Here is a 19784-nt window from a genome sequence, read left to right on the forward strand (position 1 = left end):
TGTCATGAACAACAAGGGGGGAAGTCATGCCGGACCCGAAGGCCGGGGCCCCATTGCGGAGCCAGGAAAAAGGTAACGGGGGGGGAGTGGAGCCCACCGGATGGACGCCACCGAGGGGGGAGTGGAGTCCACTCGGTGGACGCCACCCGGTGGGGGAGTGCGGTACACCGTGGACAACTCATCGCGCGGTGCGCGCGCCTCTGCGCACCCACGCGCCGCCCGCCACAGCCAGCCGGTGCGCGTGGCGCGCGCCGCGTGCCGGACGCCGGGTTCTACGATCCGCGCGTGGGACAGACCCCGGCACAGAAGGCCGCGAAGGCGGCACGCGGGCAGCAGCCGAAGAAGTGGCCCGGCAAGGCCCAGCGCGAGGCGTCTCTGCGGGCGCAGGCAGCGACGGCGCCGCTTCCGCGCGGGTCGGTGCGGGCCGCGTACGGCGGCAGCTGCCCGGCCTGCTTCAAGGACTACGGCAAGGGCGAGGTCATCACGAAGGTGACCGAGGACGGGGGACACCCCGGCTGCGCGCCCCGGAAGTTGAGGCAGCCGAGCGGGAGTTCGCCCGGATCGAGGCCGGTGAGACGTTCCGAGGCCACAAGCCCTCGGACTGGCGGCTCGGCTCCTCGCCCTCCAGCACTCGCCCCGCTCGCTGAGCTCCGGCCGGACGGATGTGGGCCACGGACAACCCGCCCGGTCAAGGGGCAGTCAAGGCGAAAACGGACATCCGTCGGCGGGGGCCGTCAGACCGCGGTCAAGGGGTGGCTTCTCAGGGTGGCTCCGGCCCGTGCGCAGATCCGCGCGCGGGCCGGACGACTGCCGACCCGGCCCGCAGGCCGGAGGAAGCCAAGGACCACCGTGCCCGCCGACATCACGCCCGACCCCGCCCACGGGCACCGCGCCGCCCGCGACCGCCGGCCCTCAGACGACGTGGACCAAGTCCCGCAGGCCCCCTCCACGGGCCCCTCCATCGCCCCCTTCGCCCGCCCGGCGTGTTCGTGCAGGGCCCCGGCGGGCAAGGTCCCGCGACGCGTTCGACAACCCTCCTAGCCAGGAACCAAGGTCTGGAGGCCGACTGGAGTGCGAAGGAAGGAAGTGCTCAGGGCCCTGGGGATCTTCCACGGGGCTACCGCTGATCAGCTGTGGCGGATGCTGCGCCCCGGCGACCGACACGACCGGATCACCAGGGACACCCTGAACGCGTTGAAGGACTCGGGGCGTGTCCGGGTGGAGACGCGACTGGAGTTGGGCCACCAGCTGTGGGTGCTCACCGAGAAGGGCCACAAGGAAGCCAAACTGCTGCTGCCGAAGGACGTACGGAATTCCGCGCTGCGCCAGCTCGAGTACGACGACGAAGGCCGGCCGGTGGAAGCCGACGGCTACGACGAACTCGCCACCGCCGTCACCTCGACCGCCGCCGTGCTCACCGATGCCGGGTACGGCACCCCGCTGTCCTGGCAGACCGAGATCGCCCACAAGCTCCCCTACGGCTACACCCAATACACCGACCTGACGATGCGCGCCCCGGACGCCGGAGTGCCCGCGATGCTCCTGGAAGTCGACCGCGTCACCGAGCCCGTCGACGAGCTGCGCCGGTACACCGAGTGGTTCGAGCTCCTGGCGCCGAAGGCGGATGCGACCAAGGTGAAGGCGGCCCGGGGAGCGGCGGTGCACGACTTCCGGCTCTGGTCGCGGATCTATCCAGCGACCGGCCGGGAGGGCTACGTACCGGTGGCGTTCGTGTTCACCGGGAAGACGGCGGCGCAGCGTGAGAGCCGGATGCGGCGCCTGGAGCAGGCCGCCCGCGCGTACTCCGGCGGCACTCCGTACGCGGGCAGGAGCGCGGGCATCACGGCCGTCGATTACCACCAGGCGGTGCCCGTGGTCGTCACCGAGCTGGAGGGGATCACCGCCGACCCGGCCGGGGCCGCGGGCGCGGTGTGGCGGCGGCTGGGGCGGGATGAGTGGCAGACGCTGGGCGAGGCCCTGGACAACCCGGACGGCGACCGCCTGTACGCGGTGCAGTGGAGGGAAGCCAACCGCCGCCAAGCGGAGCGCGAGGCCGCCGAGTGGGAGGCACAGCGACCGGTGTGCACTGGCTGCGGGGAGAAGTTCACCGAAGACCGCTGGGCGCAGGTGCAAGGGCACCGGTCCTGGGGCAGCGAAAGCGACGGCCTGTGCGGGCCGTGCGCGGACGCGGCGAGCGCTCGGGCCGAAGTCGAACGGGTTGCGCGCCGCCAGGCGGAAGAGGCCGCTGCCCGCGCGCTGGCGGCCGACCCCCCGGCGGCCAGGAGCCGCGGCGTGTTCGGGCGGCGTCGGTAGCCGCTGGGCAAGCCCAAGGGGAGCCTGGGCAAGCCGTCCCCGGACGGCGGCTTGCCCACCGTCCTCAGGCGCGCTGGGGTGAACCACGTCGGCCGGACGCCCCGGCCGGGTAGGCGAGAGAGGGCGCGATGTGCACCTTCGAGACGGGCCAGACGGTCGTACGGCGCGACGTGCACCGTACGGGCCGGGTGTGGAGTGAGCACGCGCTGCGCGTCGTTGCCGACACGAGCGAGGCCATGGTGGCCGCCTGCTCGCCGGGAGCCGAGACCGGCTGGCCGGCCCTGTACGTCAGGGCCCGCGACGACGGCGACCGGTCGGTGCGCATAGAGGCGTTCGATGCGATGGCGACCGGCGTGTGGGAGCTCGCGGACGCGGTGTGGCAGGAGACCGAGCTGCTGCTGTGGAAGCCGCCGGCCGCGTGGTTCAGCGTCAACGCCTTCTACACGAGCGCCGGGCTGCGCAACTGGTAAGTGAACTTCGAGCACCCCACGCGGCGTACGACGGAGGGGTTCGACACCTTCGACCTCGCCGTGGACCTGGTCGTCGACCCCGACCTCACCCGCTGGGAGTGGAAGGACGAAGACGAGTACGCACGTACGGCGGCTCGGCATCGTCACCGACACCGAGCACCAGGCCGTGGACGCCGCCCTCGACGAGGTCCTCGCGAGCCGAGCGCACCGGGGTCTTCGCGCACTCGGAGCGGTGGGCGGCCTGGCGCTGGGAGCCGGTGTGGCCTACGCCGCGCCTGCCCCGGCCCCGAGCGGCCGCGAACAGGGTTGCACCGGAGTGAGGCTGAACCGTTGTCTGGACGGTTGCATGCGGCGGGGGACCGGAGGTATTGCCGGAGGTGGGAGCCTGGCAGATCGGACACCGTCTGTTGTTCCTGGCCAACCTGGGTGGGCAAGCCTCCCCGCGACGAGGACACCTCTAATTCGTTAGTAATTAGAGGTTCTGGATCTCTGATGGGCCCGGGGCGGCGTTGTCCAGCCCGGGGCAGGACGTGTGTGGTCCGGTCGGTGCCGTGGTGACCCCTACGACCCCTCCGACCGTGCGAGGTCTTTGAAAAGACTGGTGGCGCTGGGCGCCGGCCGGTCCTCGCACGTTCTGCCCCCACGGGCCCGTCTGGTTCGGGATCCTCGAAGGATGAGCTGCCGCACGGTGACGCGTTTCTCCTCACGAGCTCCGAGCTCTGGACACGGCGCGCGCCCGTGCGGCCTTGCGGCGCCGCGCACGGCTGATGAGGTGGCGGACCACAGAGTCCTGGAATTAGTGCGCCGTGCGGCCCCGCGTGCTCGCGTTCGAGAACAGCAGCGGAGAAGGGGCGGGATCCATGGACGTGTTCTGCGGGATCGACTGGGCGGAGGGACACCACGACGTCGCGCTCGTCGACGACACCGGCAAGCTGCTGGCCAAGTGCCGGATCAACGACGACCTGGACGGCTACCGGCTGCTGCTGGACCTGCTGGCGGAACACGGCGATTCCGCGGAGACGCCGATCCCAGTGGCGATCGAGACCAGTCGCGGCCTGCTGGTCGCCACGCTGCCGCAGGGCCCTCGGAAGATCTACGCGGTCAACCCGATGGCTGCCTCCCGCTACCGTGACCGCCACGGAGTCAGCCGCAAGAAGTCGGACCCGGGCGACGCCCTGGTGCTGGCGAACATCATCCGCACTGACGCGCCGATGCACCGGTCGCTGCCCACCGACACGGACCTGGCCCAGGCCGTCGCCGTCCTGGCCCGCGCACAGCAGGACGCGGTCTGGAACCGGCAGCAGGTCGCCAATCAGCTGCGGTCGCTGTTGCGGGAGTACTTCCCGGCGATGGTCGAGGCGTTCAGGGACAAGCCGGGAACCCTGACCCGGCCCGATGCCCGCCGCATCCTGGCCGTGGCGCCCACACCTGCCCTGGCCGCCAAGCTGCAAATGTGGAAGCTCACGGCCATGCTCCGGCGGGCCGGCCGCCGCCGGGGCATCGAAACGGACGCCGAACGAATCCAGCAGCTTTTCCGCCAGGATGCCCCTCGACAGCTGCCTCTCGTCGAGGACGCCATGGGCAAGCAGGCACTGGCCCTGCTGCTTCAACTGGACGCGGCCTGCGAGGCGGTCGGTGACCTGGCGCGGGCCACCGAGCAGGCGTTCCGCGCACACCCGGACGCGGCGATCATGCTGAGCTTCCCAGGGATCGGCCCCCAGGTCGGTGCCCGCATTCTGGGCGAGATCGGCGACGACAGGAGCCGGTTCGCCACGGCTGGAGGACTGAAGGCGTACGCCGGCTCCGCCCCGATCACGCGGGCCTCCGGCAAACGCCGCTACGTCGGACGCCGGTTCGTCAAGAACAACCGGCTTAACCACGTCGGCCACCTATGGGCCTTCGCCTCCCTCAGCGGTTCAACCGGCGCGGACGCCCACTACCGCCGCCGCCGGGCAGGAGGGGACTGGCACATGCAGGCTCTCCGGCACCTGTTCAACCGCATGATCGGCCAACTCCACCACTGCCTCCTGGCGCGCATTCCGTTCGATGAATCGATCGCCTTCCCCGCAGAGCCGCTACCAGCAGGAACAGCCGCTACGTGAACGGAACGGGACGGCTTGTCCAGGGGCGACAGGAGCGACGATCAGTCGGCCATGAGACCCGAAGTGCAGTCGATCGCTGCTCGTTCCATCACCCCGGGCCTCCGAGTGAGCGCGGTCCAGCCCACATGATGAGGCGATACCGAAAGGTGCGACCATCGTCGGATGCGAGGGATCGATGAGCTGGTCAATGTGGACGACCCGGCGTGGCCGGAGCTTCAGGGGATTCTCAAGGCGAGCTCCGTGCCGGTTCAAGTGCTGTCTGGAGACATCAACGAGGGCCGCCGGTGCCTTCTGCAGATGCAGGTCAGCGCGCGATCGGTGCTGGGTGCACTGGCGTTGAACACCGGCGGATTCCTCGTGGACAACGGGTGGGTGCGAGTGTTCGGCGGGGGTTCGGTGGCGGATGGGCGACTCCCAAGCCTGGCGCAGGTCAACCGTTTCCCCACGGACTTCGACCCTGGCTGGCATCCCGCGACAGGTCTTGTCGTCGGCCACGACATTGTCGGAGGGGTATTTGCGTTGAACGGTGGCGATCCCGCAGCTGCGGGCCGCCCTGGGGCACCTGGCCAGATGACGTACTTCGCTCCCGACACTCTGGCGTGGGAGGCGATGGAGATGGGCCACTCGGGGTGGGTCTCCTGGCTGCTCTCGGGCAGGCTGGAGACGTTCTATGACGGAATGCGCTGGCCTGGTTGGCGTGAGGAGACCGCGGCCCTGGCTTGTGGGCTGGTCTATCCGTGTATCCGTTCCTGTGGTCCGAGGAAGCTCACGCCGATCTCGCGGCCACGAGTCGGCGGCCTGTGCCGATGCGCGAGGTGCTCGGAGTCGCAGCGGACTTCGCCCGGCAGATGGGGCCGTCCGATCCTGGGTTCCTGGGCGACGTGTGACTGGCTTAGCTGTCGGTCCTGGTGTGTCAGTGAAGGTCCGGAGTCGGGGGACTGGGCCGAGGTTCTGCGGGCGCGATGGGGCGGCGAACACCCACGGCTTGACGGCTTAACCGCATGAGGTGTCTTCTCCACGCGATAGCCGTGGGAAAGAGGACAATGTCGAGCTCCTGACGGCCGGGTCGCCGAGAGAAACCCCTGGCCGCCGGTTGATCGGGATGGCAGGCTCTGCCTCCACCGGAACGAGGAGCTCCGCGATGACCGACAAGCCGGAGACGGAACGCATCGACTGCACCGACTGCTTCGCCCTGCCGGGCCCTGACAACACCCGCATCTCGTACGTGAAGACCGCAGCGGGATCAGCAAGACCTGGCACATCCCGGAGTGCCCCGCCCTCAGCATCATGTAGATCAACTGGGAGGAAGGAAGCAAGCGGGTCGAGGAACAGGAGGAGTGGGCGGAGGGCGTCTTCCCCGCCGCGCACGAGCGGCTCAAGCAGGCTGCCGCCGCGATACCCGCGGACACCGCAGCACATCCCTTCGTCGCCGCCCTGACCAAGCTGGTCCAGCCACAGGCCGACACCACCGGCTTCGTCGTCCTGCGCCGCTGGGCCGAAATCCTTGAGCGGCACTTCCCCCCCGGAGCTCCCTGACCCCGACCACACCACCGAGTAGATGCGCCCCCTTACCTCGGGGTGGAGGGGCGTCGGATGTCCGCGTACACCCGCGCCCGCACTCCGGGTTCGCCGGGGACGTGCCATACCGGGGTGATCCCAGAGGTCGCCCACTGCTGCTGGAGGCGGTGCATCACGGTGCGGACCGTGCTCTTGTCGGCGGCGGTGATGTCCAGGACCATGAGGCCGGGCTCGGCGATGTGCTGTTCATCAATGTGCATGTCCCAACCGACGGCTCTGCCCTGCCGGCCGGTTCGCCAGCCGCCGGGGAAGCATCCGTATGAGGGAGCCCGGTCACCGACTCGCCCGGCCCGGTCGCGCGGACCGTGCCTGGGCCGTAGACATGAAGGGGCAGCCGCGTTCCGCTGACAGGACCGGAGCGGGCTGCGACCCCCTTTGTCGGGAGCGAGGACCTGGTGGTGTTGCGTCCGCCTGTGGAGCCAATGCTCGCCCAGGCCCGGGAGCCCCTCCCCGGCCCAGGCGTCCTGTCCGGTGGCCTCGCGTTCGAGGCCAAGTTCGACGGCTACAGGTGCCTGCTGTTCTCCCCGGCCCAGCCGGGCGGTCCGGTGTTCCTGCAGTTCCGACGCGGCAGCCTGATCCAGAGACACTTCCCCGACCTCGTCCGCGCCGCCGCGCGCCTTCCGCCCGGCCTGGTCCTCGACGGCGAGCTCGTCGTATGGCACGAAGGCCGGTTCAGCTTCGAGGCACTGCAGCGCCGTGCGGTCTCGGGCGGTCGCACCGTCGACCGGCTCGCTGCCACCTACCCCGCGCACTACATCGCTTTCGATGTCCTCCAGACGGGTGGCGAGGAACTGCTGGCCGAGCCGTACGAGCGGCGACGCGCGCTCTTGGAGGCGCTGTTCGCCGACCACGGCCTGACGGCGCCATGGACCCTCTGCCCGATGACCACCGACCCCGCCATCGCTCAGGAGTGGCTGACCTCCTGGACCGAGATCCAAGGCGTTGAGGGCCTCGTAATCAAGGGGCGTTCACAGCGCTACCTGCCGGGCGCGAGGGGCTGGTGTGTTAACTGCACCTTCTCTGGCTCGTTGGACAGGGCGATCCCGAGTGCGCGTTGCGCCGCAGGAGGAGGTCGAGTGGTGGGGGCGGCCCGTGTTCTGCACAGGCGTTGATCACGGCTGCTGCGGGGTGCTCGTTGCTTCCCCTCGCGGGTGTCCCCCGTCGGCTGCCGTCCGGGCTGGGCATCCTCTGGCAGCCCTCGCCTCGTTCAGTAGAATCCGAACTTGGCGGTGCCGACGGGGCTGATGCCGAAGGATCCGTTGGAGGCGGTGTAGTGGTCGTCGCCGTGGAAGACGGCGTAGCCGCCGGCCAGGATGTTGCTGACCGCTTGCGTGCCGATGTTCGCGGGGGCGGTGGTGTACACCTTGCCGTCCGCGTTGGTGCGGGCCATGGCCAGCAGGGTGCCGTCCTGGGCGTAGAACTGGATCAGTCGGCCGACGACGGGGTTGCCGTTGGCGTCATTGAGGCTGGCGTACAGACCGGAGATCTGCATCCCGCCGAGCGGGTCGATGTGGGCTTGACCCGTGTACAGGACGGTCGCCTCCCGGTGGTGCTGATGGGCTGGCGGATGCGCGACGGCGGCTGCTGCCGCGCTGGGTGCCGCAACACCGGCGAGCACGGCGGCCGCCGCACACAGTGCCGGCCCCTGAAGCCGGACCATAAGTCGTTTCATCATGTGCCTTCTTTCTTCTCTCGCTCATTTGCGGCGAGTCGGGCAATAGATTCCTTTCTGACCCAACGACCCATCGACCGCTAAGTCACAGGCAATGAGCCACCTCCGCACCGCCTGCAGCGACCAGACCCGGTCGTGTTTCCTCGAAAGCGCTGGCATGCCGACCCCGAGGCCATCCTGGACGACCCGCGGTGAGCGGTGGTCCGAGGGTGACCTGGCGGCGCCCGAACTCAGCAATGTGGCGGCCGGGTAGTGCAGAGAAGGTTCAAGATCCGGCGCCGCCACACCACCGAAGCGATCATCGGCGGCATCACCGGCACCCTCAGACGACCGCAGATCCTCGTCCTCGGCCGCTACGACGAAGACGACCGGCTGCGCCCCGTCGGCCGGACCGTGCCGCTGGGGCCGAACGTCGCCCGCCAGCTCGCCGGTCACCTTCAGCCACCAGGCCCGGACCATCCATGGACCGGCGCCCACTTCTCCTCCACCTGGGGTAGCCGCGAACCCTTGGACGTCACCCTGGTCGTCCCCGAGGTGGTCGCGGAAGTCGACGCCGACACCGCTATCGACCGCGGGGCCTGGCGCCACCCCACGCGATTCGTCCGGCCGCGCCTGGACGTCACGGTGGCCGACGTGCCCCATTTGGCGTGGGCACCGCCCCTGCGGCCGGCTGAAGCCGAACATGGCGAGGGCCGGCTGGCTGCTGTGTCGCTCGTCCGGGGTCGGAGCTTCCGAATACGCCCCGGCCTTGGAGCGGACCCTGGTGTGGCTGGCCAGGAGCGGACAAGGCGTGAGGGGGCCGAAATGGCCGTGGGAAGCGTGCAGGCGAAGGAATGGGAGGACTTCGACTGGGTCGTGTGGCAGGTCACTGTCGACGACCCGGAAAACCGCCTCGTGTCCTCGTGGGAACAGTACGATCAGCGGCCGGACCTGGCTGAACGCACCCGGCAGCCGATGACCGAGCTCGCCGCCTCGCTCGGCTGCGTCTACGAGGACTGCTGCGACGACGACACCTACGGCCGCGACGATGACCCGTACTACGCCTGGTGGATCCGCGCCCCCCAGGCCGAGCACAGTCGGCGCGGCAAGGATTGCTGCGCTTTGCTCGGGCCCTTTGCCGTACCAGGGGCCGCCTGGGCGGGAGCGGGCGCCTCAGCGGGCTGCACGCCCAGCTTGGACAGCCGTGCCTGCTGCTCGGTCGACAGCAGCTTCCACGTGGCTGGCTGGGCCTGCCGCTGGAGCCACCGTCCGATGTCGTCGCCGTCGAACTGCACGCCGGGCTGGATGTCGGGCAGGTGGCCGTCGGCGTCGACGAGGTCGGTGAGGACGCGGTAGTGGCGTTGCCAGTCCAGTGGCCATGGGCAGTTCCAGTCCGGGGCGATCGCGGTCAACTGCGCCGCGCGCTCTGCGGCCCGTCCCGGGTCCTTGCCCAGACCGTTCTTCTCTTCTGTCCCTTCCGCCGGAGGTTCGCCAGGTGCTGCCCGATGGGCACCGTCGCCTCGCCCTCGCCCCAGACCGCGTCCTGCCGGGGCGCGAGGTGCCCGGTGGCTCGCCGGTAGGAAGCGCAGCGCGGCGAGTTTGTTCTCCCAGGCTTCGTCGCCGGGTTCCCATACCATCCCGGTCTCGTCGAGGAGCTCTTTGCGGTGGGGGTCGAGTTCACCTGCGCGGTGCGCGCGGCGCTGCTGGTGCACCCACCTGCCCAGCGGGTAGTTCTTCGTCACGCCGACTGCGGTCTCGGTGTCGTACGGCGCGGCGTACTGATGATCTGCGGGTTTTTGTCGGTGGTGGTTCGGCATCGTGATGTCAGTGCAGTGAGTATCGGGCTTCTGCTGCTCAGCCCGTTGTGGGCGGGGAGTCGAGTGGTGACACAGACGCCGATCTGGGGCTGACGTTTTTGGTGATGGTGCGGGTCGGTTGGTTGCCGGTCGGTACAGCATGGGTGTGTTGTTGCTGGTCAAGGCCGTGCGAGTGCTCCAAGGAGAGTCGCGTGTTGAGGGTGGACAGCACCGCCCTTTTTACGGTGTGGGTTTCAGGTTGTCGCGGATGCTTGTTGCGGTGAGGCGGAGTTGTTCGCCGTTCTGGACGGTGATGAGCGGGAAGAGCGGGCTGTCCGGGGCACGGTCTTTGAGCTGGCCATGGATGCCTGCTGAAGTTGCCCCGTGATCTTGGACACTCGATCTCTATGCCGCGAGGGCGTGCTGGTGGCGTTGCCTGGTCTCGGCCGGGGTGAGGTAGCCGAAGGTCTTGTGTTTGCGCAGGCGGCGCCGGTTGTAGAACGTGTCGATGAAGGCGAAGACCTCGGCGCGGGCGGTGGCCCGGTCGGGCCGGGTGCGGGTACCGATCTCTTCCTTCAGCAGGGCCCAGAAGCTCTCCGCGGCCGCGTTATCGAAGCATGACCCAGTGCGGCCGCAGCTTTGTCGCAGGCCCAACTCGTCTATTTCGCGGCGGAATTCGGCTGACGTGTATTCGCTGCCGCGGTCCGAGTGTGTGATGCATCCAGGCTGCAGGCCGCCGCGGCCGTGGGCCATCTTCAGGGCGTCGACGACGAGGGAGGCGCGGTGGTGGTCGGCCATGGCGTATCCGACGACCTCGCGGGTGGCCAGGTCAAGCCAGCAGCCGAAGTAGAGCCAGCCCTCGGCTGTGGGGAGGAAGGTGATGTCCCCGACGAGCTTCGTGCCCGGCCGCTCGGCGTGAAGTCGCGGCCGATCAGGTCCGGGGCCGGTCTCGCCTTCTTGTCCGGCCGGGTCAGCGAGCGCCGTCGGCGGCGGTGCACGCCCTGGATACCGTGTTCGCGCATGACGCGGGCGACGCGTTTGCGGTTCACGGCCCGGCCCAGGCGGCGCAGTTCGGCGTGGATGCGTGGGACGCCGTATGTGTGGCGGGATGCGACGTGGATGACGGTGATTTCGTGGGCCAGGGCCTCGTCGGCCGCCTTCCGTGCGGCGCGGCTCTTCGCCGCCGCCTGCCAGGCGTAGAAGGATGAGCGGGCCATGTTCAGCAGCCGGCACAGGAAAGCGACGCCGTGGGTGGTCTTCTCCGCCTCGATGAACGCGTACGTCTCGTTCATCGATCGCTCTCCTTCGCAAAGAAGACCGCGGCTTTTCGCAGCACCTCGATCGTCTTGGCCTGCTCGGCATTCTGCTTCCGCAGTCGCTTGAGCTCCTCACGCTCGGCACTGGTCAGCTCGCCGGGACGCCCTTCGCCTCGGTCCACCTTCGCCTGGCGGTACCAGCTGCGCAAGGACTCCGGGCTCACCACGAGCTCCCGGGCGACTTCGGTGACCGTCCGGCCTGTGGAGTCGACAAGCGCGATCGCGTCCCGTTTCAACTCCGCCGTGTACCGCTTCGTGTACTTGCCTCCCACCTGGTGCTACTTCCTCTGGAACCTCATGTCCCAGTCTCCAGGCGTCCACGATCAAGGGGAAGCTTCAGAAAGTGCCGACGGCGGGCTGGCATCCGCTCGCACGGGCGACTGCTGGGGCGGATGATCCCCCTGAGGTGACCGGCCCGCCAGCCGGGGGCCTGGGGTCGGCGCCGCCCGGGTCCGATTTCACCCGTTCGGCCTACCATCATCCCCTTCGTCGCGGGTCGAAAGCCTTTACTCGAAACCAGGGCTCGGGCCTGTACGGACCCTGGCCCGAGGGGCGGTACGCGTCGCACGCCGACGCGGAGCAGGAACCACCTTATGTCTTTTGGTGAAGGAGCCGTACATGATCAGGAACCTCAGGCTGGCCCTTACCGCCGCGGTGAGCGGTGCTGCGCTGGTCGCCCAAGCCTTGACCGGCGCCGTCGCCGTCACGGCCGCTCCCAGTCCGAGCCCCTCGCCGGTGTTCAAGATCGGTGAAGGCATTCCGCCGTCGAGCCGGGCTCTTCCCGCGTGCGGTTCAGGGGTTGCCGGCACCTACGTCCTGCTGTCCCAGGGACGCGCGATCGTCGTCGCCGGCACCGGTCACTTCGTCCAGGCGATCCTGAACCCGGGCCAGTCCTACGAAATGGGCGAGGTGCAGGTGCGCTACAACCAGGACAAGAAGAGCGTCACATACAGCCCGCCGGACAAGGGGGGATACGTCACCGAGGTCTGCAAGCCCCACACGTGACAGGACAAACGGGCACAGGCCGCTGTCCCGATATCCAACCGCACTGAGAAGACACCCACGCGCCTGGAGGCCGAACATGGTGCACATCCACGCACGCTCGGCGGCCCTCGTCTCCGCCGGCATCCTGACACTCACGGCGACCCCCGCCTCGGCCGCCACTCAGCCCTCGGCTGTACAGCCGGCTCCCTGCCAAACCAGCAACCTGGCCCTGGACTGGACCGATTCCGGAACGGCCCAACCAGGCGGCAGGGACACCGCAGGACGCCAGGTGGACACCATTGTGTCGATGAAGAACACCGGATCACGTGCCTGCACGCTGCAGGGCTATCCGGGAGTGACCCTGAAGATGGGCACCGAAACCCAGGGCGTGATAACCGAGACGTTCTTCCCACAGAAGTCGGAAAAGCCAAAGGTCGTCAAGCTCAACCCGGGGGCCACCGCACGGTTCACAGTGACCTTCCTGTCCGGCAAGGAGACCGACGACAACATCATCGACCCCCCGATCGTGGCCATCACCCCGCCCGGTAACACCAAGGCCAAGGAGCTGCGCTGGTGGTGGGGACCGGTCCAACAGCAGGAAGCAGCCACCCATCCGGGCAACTACGTCAGCCCCGTCGTCCGCTGAGACATCCCGCAGGCTTCGTTCCAGGGAAGGGACGTCGCCGGAAGCGCTGTTCGGTGCGCAAGCGGCACCGCCGTACGCGGTCGCGTACGGCGGTGCCGGCGTCCTTGGCGCAGCCGCAGCGCGAGTGCCGGTCAGTGGAAGGGGGTGGTGTCGCCGTCGGCGCAGAGCACCTCGCCGGACGGCGTCTGGCCGTGCAGCAGATAGGCCTCACTTTTCGAGATGCTGCACTGGGTGGGCTCGCCGTGCCCGTGGCCGTGGATGACGACCAGGCCACGCTGCCCCATCGCCTCGCGCATGGTGCGTGCCCAGTTCAGAGGTGTGGCGTGGTCGAATCGCTGGTTGGTCAGCAGGATCGGCACCTGGGCACGGTTCCAGGGGCCGGTGTAGCGGGGGGCGGCGGCACGGAAGTCATCCGGCCAATCCCGGCAGTACTTGTTGTTGAGCGCTTCCCTCGGGCCGAAGAGAGGCGCTTGGGCACGGGCTCGGTGGAACCACTCCAGCCAGGGCCCGTTGTCCTTCGGAAGCGGAGGGGTGTCCAGGCAGTCCGTGGTCTTCAGCACGTCCACCTCGTTGTCCTTCGACGCTTGGGCGGTGCGCACGGTCGACTGCGAGGAGGCGAAGGTCTCCTCGTAGAGTTCCTGCAGCTCCCGCGCAACCTTCTGGGCCTCGCTCTCGTCCTCCGCTCGTCCGCCGAAACGCCAGGCAAGGTCGACGAAGCGATCCCACTCCTCCCGGGGTGCGGGGTCAGGTCGGCGGGTGTCGCGGAGGTGGGCCGCCAGCCTGTCGAACTTCGCGTTGGCGTCGCCGGCGAACGCGCAGTGCTGCGGATCCCTGTCACAGGCGTACAGGTGGGCCCTGAGGGCGTATTCCTGGCCCTTGGCGTCGCTGATGCTGTACGTCTCCGTGTCCCTCGCCTGGGTCTTGGCGTCGACGACGCCGTGCAGGATCATCGAGCGGACTCGGGCGGGGTAGAGGTTGGCGTAGACGGCGCCGATCGTGGTGCCGTAGGACACCCCGAGGTAGCTCAGCTTGCGGTCCCCCACCGCCTGGCGGAGCCGGTCGAGGTCACGGACGTTGTCGACCGTGGACATGTGGGGCACCAGCCAGCCCGCGTACTTCACACAATTGGCGCCGGACTGATCCTTTTCCTTCAGCTCCTCGAGCATCTCCCGGTGGTTGCGCGGGCTGGGATTGAAGCCGTCATCGTCGTCCTGTTGAGCACGAGGCGTGGTCGCCGAACAGTTCAGCGCGGGACGGCTGTGCGCCACACCCCTCGGGTCGTAGGCCACCAGGTCGAAGCGCTGCCTCACGGCTTCGGTGGCATGGCGTTCCCAGTAGCCGACGGCAGCTGCCTCGATGCCGGAGCCCCCAGGGCCGCCGGGGTTGGTCAGCAGGGAGCCGATACGCTCCTGGGCGTTCTTGGCCGGCAGTTTCGCCACCGCCAGCTCAAGCGTTTCCTTGCCCGGACGAGCGTGGTCCAGCGGGGTGACCATCGTGCCGCACTGCCAGCCCGGTCGCATCTTCCAGTCCTTGGGGCAGGCGTGCCAGCGAATACGCGGCGCCGGCCCTCCAGCGCCGCCGGCGAGGCCGGTCTGCTGCGCGCTCGTGCCGCTCCGCTTTTGCGGGGCGTCGTGCTGCGCCGCCGTGGCCGGTGCCGTCAGCGCCGCAGCGCACGACGCCGACACGGCAAGCGCCGCCGTCCACCACCATCCCCTACGAAGACGCGGTCTTCCCGCTCCCGTACGCGTCCCTACTCGTTGCTCCACGTGTCTCCTCGGCTCGCCGCTGATGTGACCGCGTACCACCCTGAGTGATCAGCCACTAGAGGAATCCCATGACACGACCGGCCAAGGACAAGACCACCCGGACAGGCCCGAGCGCCACCCCCCGACGCGACCACATCGTGCCGTCACGAACCCGCGCTCGCAGTCAACAGCGAGAATGATCGCCGCAGCGGCCATCCCGGCCGAGACAGCCCCGCAGAAAGCAAACGCGGTAGTCATCTGGCCCAGCCGAACCAGCCACGAAACGCCCGTCGTCAGGTCCGACGAGGATCCTGGCCCCGCAGCGCCGCTTCGCCACTCCAGGTGAAACGAGCAGGCACCGAAGCAGTTGACCGGTGTGGGAGCCGACCAGCCGCCCGCTCCCGTCCCGGCCAGACCAGCAGCGTTTGACGCATTACCGCATTCATGGCGGGCAGACACGAGTGGGGCCGCGGTGCCTGCCGCCGGTCCTCCTCGAGTTCATCGGCCTCGGTCGGCCAGATCTCGGCGCTCACGGCGGATACCCCCCAGCTTCGCCCCACGGCGCGCACGGCCCTGAACGCCACGCTCGCCCCCTGCTGGTTGGGGAGGAGGCCGGTGTGGCGCGGGGCACTGACATCGCATCAGGCCGCGGCGGGTCGGCTCGGGCTCCGGGCCCGTGCGGGGCGGGGGCGGCGAGCTGGAGGCGGCTGCCCTTGTTCAGCCGCACCTCGCCGTAGGCTGGATGTGCATCCAGAGCGGCGGGGCAGTCGTGCGATTCCACGGGCTTGAAGTCGTCGCTCACGATCGCCGACGGACAGCGCCGCACTTGCCGCTTTCGCCCGGCAGAAACTGAACTGGCATCCGTGCGACAAGGGCAAGGCCGGCGGGGAGAGGTCAGGGGCGAACCTGCCGCCGGGGTGGTAGATGTACTCCTGCTTCTTGTTCACATCTCCGGGGCGGCCGGCGGCTTAGCCGAGGGGTTCCCCGGACTATCCATGCTCGCCGTTGAGCTGGACGCCATCGGCTTCGAGGTAGGAGAGGGGTTCCTCTGCGTTGGTGACGTGGGGGATGGCGGTGCGGATGCGGTCTTCGAGTCGATCCTGGGCGGGCTGTTCCCCAGCCGAGGCGTTCGGCCTTGTGTATCTCGGTGGCACCCCGGATGTTCGGGGTGCCACCTCGTCGTGTCCGGTTGGTCCGGCCGCAGTAGTCCGAATGGCGGGGGTGGCGCGGGCGGGGTGAGGCTGAGGGGACCGACAAGGGGGGCGACCTCAGGGGACAGCCCATGTTTCGGAAACGCCATGCGGCCGTAGCGGCCGCGCTCGCCGTCACTCTCGTCTCCGCCGGGTGCTCCGCCTCGCAGGAACGTCAGCTGCAGCAGCGTGGCGTGGCCGCCCGGCGGCAGGGCGACTACACGTTCGTGCCCAGATACACCGAGCCCAGGAAGAACAGGGACCGGCCGGCCGAGCAGCTGCTGCGCGAGAATGGCGTGCTCGAGGAGCTGAGCGAGTACGGGACCAGCCTGCTGAAGCTGCCGAAGAACATTCCGGTGCTCGGGCAGAGCTGCGGCCAGGTCAACCTCTCCTGGGATGCCGACGGTCAGCGGATCGTGATGTGCTACGAGATGGTCACGTTCCTGGCGCAGATGTTCGAGGCCGCTGACAAGAAGCTCGACAAGCCCCAGGGCGTCACCCCGAAGCCGGAGCAGTACGAGAAGCAGGTCATCGGCGCGCTGAACGGCATGTTCTTCCACGAGATGGGCCATGGCGTGATCGACATCTACGACCTGCCCTCGACGGGCCGCGAAGAGGATGCGGTCGACCAGCTCGCAGCGGTGATCCTGATCGCTGACGGGGACACGGGGCAGGATTACCTGCGGGACATGGCGGCGGCCTTCGCCCTGCTGGGTGGCGTGGAAGAGGTGTCCATCCCCGCCGATGCGCGCTACTCGGACGAGCACTCCCTCAGCGAGCAGCGCTTCTACAACCTGCTCTGCTACCAGTACGGCGCCCACCCCGAGAAGTACAGCGACCTGGTTCCCGAGCCGCTCCCGAAGGAGCGCGCCGAGCAATGCCCGGAGGAGTACGACAAGGCGGCGTCCGCCTGGAGTCGGCTGCTGCAGCCGCACCTGAAGGGTTAGCCCGGTACACCAGCGCGACCGTGGCCGAGCAGACCACAAGCCCGGCCGCGGTCTGCGCCGTGAAGGGCTCGCCGAACCGCAGGGCAGACCGCTGGCCTTGTGCTGTTCAGGTGGTGTTTTGTGGTGCGCCGCGGGGGATGCCACGTCGCTGTGCCAGGAGGGGGACGACGATTGCGGCCACGGCCGGGATGGCGAGGTTGCGGATGGCGTCGACGACGTCCGGGGCGTCGGTGAACCATACGGCTGCGACCGAGTTCGACCAGTTCCACGCGCCGTGGAAGGCGCACGCCCCCCACAGGTTGCCCGCCATCAGGACGTAGCCGACCAGGAACAGCGCCACGAGGAAGTCGCTGATCAGCGCGATGGGGTCTTGCTGGACCAGGAAGTGGGCAGCAGAGAATGTCACGGCCTGGATGACGACCGCAGCACTCAGGCCCCAGCGCAGGCCGATGGACTGGGAGAGAAACCCGCGGAAGACGACCTCTTCGGAGCCGCCCTGCAGCGTCCACCCGAGGACCATCACCGCCAGCCCGCCGATGATGGAGGGCCAGGTGGCCGGAAGGTCTTCGGCCGTCGTGGCCCCCCAGCCGCAGATGCGGGCGACGGCGAGCGGAGCGAGGTTGAGCACCACGGCCAGCAGGAACCCAGCCGCGAACGTACGCACCGGCCGGGGCCCGAAGAACCCCACCGTCCACAAGGCACGCTGTTCGTATCGGCGCAGCCACAGCCACAGCAGCCCGACGATGCCAGCGACGATGACGCCCAGGTACAGGGCATGACGAGGGGCGCTGCTCAGTGTGGACACGCCGTCCCAGTCGAGCGGCGCCAGGGCATCGCCGACCGGGTCGCTGAGGACAACAAACGGCACGAGCCCGACCGACATCGCGACCACGATCGCCAACAGCGGATGTGTGATCCGCCTGCCGCGAGTGGCTGGCTCCCATGCCGTCGGCACCCTCGCTTCCGAAGGGCCACCCGCGCCGGCGTCACTCCCGTCCCGTTCCGTCATGGAGGGCATGCTAGCGATTCCGACCGCTCAGCGAGCTCCTGGACTCTGAGGTTCCCCCGCTGCGCGGGAGTGGCTGACTAGCTGGTCAGGGCGGGTTGGCGTGGTTTCAGGTTCACTGGTTCGGTGGCTGCCTGGCTGGCGTAGTGCTTCTCTTCGAACTCGATGGGGCTGAGGTGGCCGAGGCGCTTCTGGATACGGCGGGGGTTGTAGAAGCCGTCGATGTACTCGAAGAGCGCGAGGTTGGCCTCGGCTCTGGTGTCGAAGGTCCTTCCGCGGATGCACTCCGCCTTGATCAGCATCCACAGGTTCTCCGCCAGGGCATTGTCATAGGAGTCGCCGACCGAGCCCATGGACGCCTGGATACCCGCTCTGAGCAGGCGTGTTGTGAGCTTGATAGACGTGTATTGCGTGCCGTGGTCGGCGTGGTGGACGAGTTCGCCGGGGGCGACCTCGGGGCTGGCCAGCGCGCACTCCAGCGAGGTGAGGACCAGGTCGGCGTCCGCGCGGGCAGAGGTCTCCCAGGCCACGACTCTGCGGGAGAAGGCATCGCGGATCGCCGACAGCCACAGTGGTCCCTCCAGAGTGGGGATCATGGTCAGGTCGGTAACCCACAGCCGGTTCGGCGCGCGTGCCGTGAAGTCGCGTTGCACCAGGTCAGGGGCGAGTTCGGCGTCTGGATCGCGGCGGGTGAAGCCCTTGCTCCTACGGGGGCTGATCCCAGCGAGGCCGGCCTGGCGCATGAGCCGTTCGACCCGTTTGCGGCCGACGTGGACGCCCTCGCGTTTCAGGACGGCATGGATCCTGGGCGATCCGTAGATGCCGCCGGAGTCCTGGTGGATCTGCCGGATCTGTCCTGTCAGTTCGGTGTCCTGGCGGATCCGTTCGCAGGGGGCCTTCTCGGCCTGGCGCCAGCGGTAGTAGGTGGAGGACGGGATGTGCAGTTCCCGCAGGACGGGCTCGACCCCCAGGTGCGGGTGTTCGTCGAGGAGCGCGGTCACCTGGGCCGGGTCGGGTCGAGCTGCGCGGCGAAAAAAGCCGAGGCCGTCCGCAGGGCCTCGTTCGCCCGGCGCAGTTCCCGCACCTCGCGCCGCAGCTGGGCGAGCTCTTCCTTCTCCTCGGTGGTGAGCAGGTCATCACGCTCGCCGGCGTCGGCCTCGGCCTGCCGGATCCAGTTGCGCAGGGCTTCGTGATGCACGCCGAGATCCTCGGCCATGCGACGGATCACGGGCTTCGGCTCGGCAGTCCGGTACATCCGCACCGCACGCTCACGCAACTCCAGCGGGTACTTCCTCGGGGCAGGCATCGTCTGGGCTCCTCTCATGAGACCCATCTGTCCTGCTGTCACCTTTCCCCGCATCTCGGGGGAACCTCATTCGGCGGTCACGGGATGTCCCATGCGGACGTGTTCGTGAAGGCCGCAGCGTCGGGAAGCTCCGCGGTCCTCAGCGGCCGGACGAACCATGACCGTTCGATCGTCACGCTCATCACGCGTTCTGCCAGCAGGAATAGCCACAAGCCCCAGGATTCGGCAGGGTCGGTGACATCGATCAGATCTCCGCACCAGGCGGGATCCCAGCGGGCGTCGCCCTCCCTCAACGGTACACCCGGGTGCCGCCGCTGATCCCGAACTTGAGCCCGAAGCACCAGCTTCCACGAGACAGATCACGCAGAACCCCGGGCACCGCTCCGGTCGACCCGCCGAATTCCACCGCGAAGACCACGCCGCCGACAGTCCCGACACCCACGTGGCCGTGGCAACCGGAGCAGGGCTGGAGATAGTAGATCTCGCCAGCCCCGAGATCAGCATCGAGTGCGTCACCGGCCACGGCATCACCGCCCCCGTCGCCGTCACCCGGAAGATACTTGGCGACGAGCCGCGGTTCGACGAGATCGGCCACACCGTCCGCGCCGACGACCGCTTCTGCCCATCGTCGGCCCCGTTGCCGAAGCTGCCCTCGACGTCCTCGGCGTCAACACGGGCGCCTCCCACGTCGAGATGCGGCTCACCCCCACTGAGAACCGGGATCGAGGACAAAC

20 protein-coding genes and 2 pseudogenes are annotated in these 19784 nt (G+C 68.8%); 8 read left to right on the top strand and 14 right to left on the bottom strand.

Going from position 1 to position 19784, the window contains the following annotated elements; genetic code table 11:
* Nucleotides 1–1086: 1086 nt before the first annotated feature.
* The 4 genes from J7E93_RS08050 (at nucleotide 1087) to J7E93_RS08065 (ending at nucleotide 5890) form a co-directional block, all read left to right on the top strand.
* Nucleotides 1087–2313, top strand: coding sequence for a replication-relaxation family protein (locus J7E93_RS08050; protein ID WP_308368056.1), 1227 nt, complete (start codon nucleotides 1087–1089; stop codon nucleotides 2311–2313).
* 128 nt (nucleotides 2314–2441) lie between these two features.
* Nucleotides 2442–2783, top strand: coding sequence for a hypothetical protein (locus tag J7E93_RS36855; protein ID WP_251066228.1), 342 nt, complete (start codon nucleotides 2442–2444; stop codon nucleotides 2781–2783).
* Nucleotides 2784–3643: 860 nt separating this feature from the next.
* Complete coding sequence (locus J7E93_RS08060) at nucleotides 3644–4885, top strand: IS110 family transposase (protein WP_215066867.1); 1242 nt, start codon at nucleotides 3644–3646, stop codon at nucleotides 4883–4885.
* Nucleotides 4886–5047: 162 nt separating this feature from the next.
* Nucleotides 5048–5890: a DUF2625 family protein gene (locus J7E93_RS08065; RefSeq protein ID WP_251066229.1), complete on the top strand. Its 843-nt coding sequence runs from the start codon at nucleotides 5048–5050 to the stop codon at nucleotides 5888–5890.
* On the opposite strand, the gene J7E93_RS08070 is transcribed toward J7E93_RS08065, so the two are convergent.
* Both J7E93_RS08070 and J7E93_RS08075 read right to left on the bottom strand, forming a co-directional pair.
* Nucleotides 5879–6400 (bottom strand): hypothetical protein, encoded by a 522-nt coding sequence (locus J7E93_RS08070; RefSeq protein WP_215066869.1) that lies wholly within the window; start codon nucleotides 6398–6400, stop codon nucleotides 5879–5881. The genes J7E93_RS08065 and J7E93_RS08070 overlap by 12 nt on opposite strands.
* Nucleotides 6401–6453: 53 nt before the next feature.
* Nucleotides 6454–6663, bottom strand: a complete 210-nt coding sequence (locus J7E93_RS08075) for a DUF6207 family protein (RefSeq protein ID WP_215066871.1) — start codon at nucleotides 6661–6663, stop codon at nucleotides 6454–6456.
* 222 nt (nucleotides 6664–6885) lie between these two features.
* Here J7E93_RS08075 and J7E93_RS08080 point away from each other — a divergent pair, with 222 nt between their 5' ends.
* Nucleotides 6886–7575 (top strand): hypothetical protein, encoded by a 690-nt coding sequence (locus J7E93_RS08080; RefSeq protein ID WP_215066873.1) that lies wholly within the window; start codon nucleotides 6886–6888, stop codon nucleotides 7573–7575.
* 95 nt (nucleotides 7576–7670) lie between these two features.
* Here J7E93_RS08080 and J7E93_RS08085 read toward each other — a convergent pair whose 3' ends face one another.
* The 6 genes and pseudogenes from J7E93_RS08085 to J7E93_RS08110 form a co-directional block, all read right to left on the bottom strand.
* Entirely contained in the window at nucleotides 7671–8138 is a 468-nt protein-coding gene (locus tag J7E93_RS08085; protein WP_215066875.1) for an Ig-like domain-containing protein, read from the bottom strand.
* Nucleotides 8139–8159: 21 nt separating this feature from the next.
* On the bottom strand, nucleotides 8160–8570 hold the full coding sequence (locus J7E93_RS08090) for a hypothetical protein (protein WP_215066877.1): 411 nt from the start codon (nucleotides 8568–8570) through the stop codon (nucleotides 8160–8162).
* Between the two features lie 632 nt (nucleotides 8571–9202).
* A pseudogene (locus J7E93_RS08095) lies at nucleotides 9203–9892 on the bottom strand (helicase associated domain-containing protein); the annotation flags it as partial.
* A 423-nt stretch (nucleotides 9893–10315) separates the two neighbouring features.
* Entirely contained in the window at nucleotides 10316–11020 is a 705-nt protein-coding gene (locus J7E93_RS08100; RefSeq protein WP_308368077.1) for an IS3 family transposase, read from the bottom strand.
* Nucleotides 10903–11202: pseudogene (locus J7E93_RS38005) on the bottom strand (IS3 family transposase); the annotation flags it as partial. The pseudogene J7E93_RS38005 and the gene J7E93_RS08100, both read right to left, overlap by 118 nt.
* Nucleotides 11199–11498, bottom strand: coding sequence for a transposase (locus J7E93_RS08110; RefSeq protein ID WP_215066881.1), 300 nt, complete (start codon nucleotides 11496–11498; stop codon nucleotides 11199–11201). The gene J7E93_RS08110 and the pseudogene J7E93_RS38005, both read right to left, overlap by 4 nt.
* 346 nt (nucleotides 11499–11844) lie before the next feature.
* Here J7E93_RS08110 and J7E93_RS08115 point away from each other — a divergent pair, with 346 nt between their 5' ends.
* Nucleotides 11845–12231 carry a hypothetical protein gene (locus J7E93_RS08115; RefSeq protein WP_215066883.1) on the top strand — a complete coding sequence of 129 codons (387 nt, stop codon included), beginning with the start codon at nucleotides 11845–11847 and terminating at the stop codon, nucleotides 12229–12231.
* A gap of 76 nt (nucleotides 12232–12307) precedes the next feature.
* Complete coding sequence (locus J7E93_RS08120) at nucleotides 12308–12856, top strand: DUF4232 domain-containing protein (protein ID WP_215066885.1); 549 nt, start codon at nucleotides 12308–12310, stop codon at nucleotides 12854–12856.
* Nucleotides 12857–12987: 131 nt separating this feature from the next.
* Here the strand turns inward: J7E93_RS08120 and J7E93_RS08125 are convergent, their stop codons facing one another.
* On the bottom strand, nucleotides 12988–14376 hold the full coding sequence (locus tag J7E93_RS08125) for an alpha/beta fold hydrolase (RefSeq protein WP_215066887.1): 1389 nt from the start codon (nucleotides 14374–14376) through the stop codon (nucleotides 12988–12990).
* 1507 nt (nucleotides 14377–15883) lie between these two features.
* Here J7E93_RS08125 and J7E93_RS08130 point away from each other — a divergent pair.
* On the top strand, nucleotides 15884–16738 hold the full coding sequence (locus J7E93_RS08130; RefSeq protein ID WP_215066889.1) for a DUF4344 domain-containing metallopeptidase: 855 nt from the start codon (nucleotides 15884–15886) through the stop codon (nucleotides 16736–16738).
* 106 nt (nucleotides 16739–16844) lie between these two features.
* Here J7E93_RS08130 and J7E93_RS08135 read toward each other — a convergent pair whose 3' ends face one another.
* The 5 genes from J7E93_RS08135 to J7E93_RS08155 form a co-directional block, all read right to left on the bottom strand.
* The gene (locus tag J7E93_RS08135) at nucleotides 16845–17630 is read right to left on the bottom strand and encodes a type II CAAX endopeptidase family protein (RefSeq protein WP_308368078.1); all 786 of its coding nucleotides are present in this window, start codon (nucleotides 17628–17630) and stop codon (nucleotides 16845–16847) included.
* Between the two features lie 194 nt (nucleotides 17631–17824).
* A complete protein-coding gene (locus tag J7E93_RS08140; protein WP_215066891.1) occupies nucleotides 17825–18745 on the bottom strand; it encodes an IS3 family transposase in 921 nt (306 codons plus the stop codon).
* On the bottom strand, nucleotides 18742–19050 hold the full coding sequence (locus J7E93_RS08145; protein ID WP_215066892.1) for a transposase: 309 nt from the start codon (nucleotides 19048–19050) through the stop codon (nucleotides 18742–18744). The genes J7E93_RS08140 and J7E93_RS08145 overlap by 4 nt, the downstream gene beginning before the upstream one ends.
* Nucleotides 19051–19127: 77 nt before the next feature.
* Nucleotides 19128–19343, bottom strand: a complete 216-nt coding sequence (locus J7E93_RS08150; RefSeq protein WP_215066894.1) for a hypothetical protein — start codon at nucleotides 19341–19343, stop codon at nucleotides 19128–19130.
* Entirely contained in the window at nucleotides 19340–19645 is a 306-nt protein-coding gene (locus J7E93_RS08155; RefSeq protein WP_215066896.1) for a hypothetical protein, read from the bottom strand. The genes J7E93_RS08150 and J7E93_RS08155 overlap by 4 nt, the downstream gene beginning before the upstream one ends.
* Nucleotides 19646–19784 lie beyond the last annotated feature (139 nt).

The organism is Streptomyces sp. ISL-36 (genome assembly GCF_018614205.1).
GTDB lineage: Bacteria > Actinomycetota > Actinomycetes > Streptomycetales > Streptomycetaceae > Streptomyces.

Coding starts and splice junctions, on each gene's coding strand:
- J7E93_RS08060 (WP_215066867.1), top strand. CDS start 3,644: ATGGACGTGTTCTGCGGGATCGACTGGGCGGAGGGACACCACGACGTC.
- J7E93_RS08075 (WP_215066871.1), bottom strand. CDS start 6,663: ATGCACATTGATGAACAGCACATCGCCGAGCCCGGCCTCATGGTCCTG.
- J7E93_RS36855 (WP_251066228.1), top strand. CDS start 2,442: ATGTGCACCTTCGAGACGGGCCAGACGGTCGTACGGCGCGACGTGCAC.
- J7E93_RS08145 (WP_215066892.1), bottom strand. CDS start 19,050: ATGCCTGCCCCGAGGAAGTACCCGCTGGAGTTGCGTGAGCGTGCGGTG.
- J7E93_RS08115 (WP_215066883.1), top strand. CDS start 11,845: ATGATCAGGAACCTCAGGCTGGCCCTTACCGCCGCGGTGAGCGGTGCT.
- J7E93_RS08125 (WP_215066887.1), bottom strand. CDS start 14,376: ATGCGACCGGGCTGGCAGTGCGGCACGATGGTCACCCCGCTGGACCAC.
- J7E93_RS08130 (WP_215066889.1), top strand. CDS start 15,884: ATGTTTCGGAAACGCCATGCGGCCGTAGCGGCCGCGCTCGCCGTCACT.
- J7E93_RS08080 (WP_215066873.1), top strand. CDS start 6,886: ATGCTCGCCCAGGCCCGGGAGCCCCTCCCCGGCCCAGGCGTCCTGTCC.
- J7E93_RS08085 (WP_215066875.1), bottom strand. CDS start 8,138: ATGATGAAACGACTTATGGTCCGGCTTCAGGGGCCGGCACTGTGTGCG.
- J7E93_RS08120 (WP_215066885.1), top strand. CDS start 12,308: ATGGTGCACATCCACGCACGCTCGGCGGCCCTCGTCTCCGCCGGCATC.
- J7E93_RS08065 (WP_251066229.1), top strand. CDS start 5,048: ATGCGAGGGATCGATGAGCTGGTCAATGTGGACGACCCGGCGTGGCCG.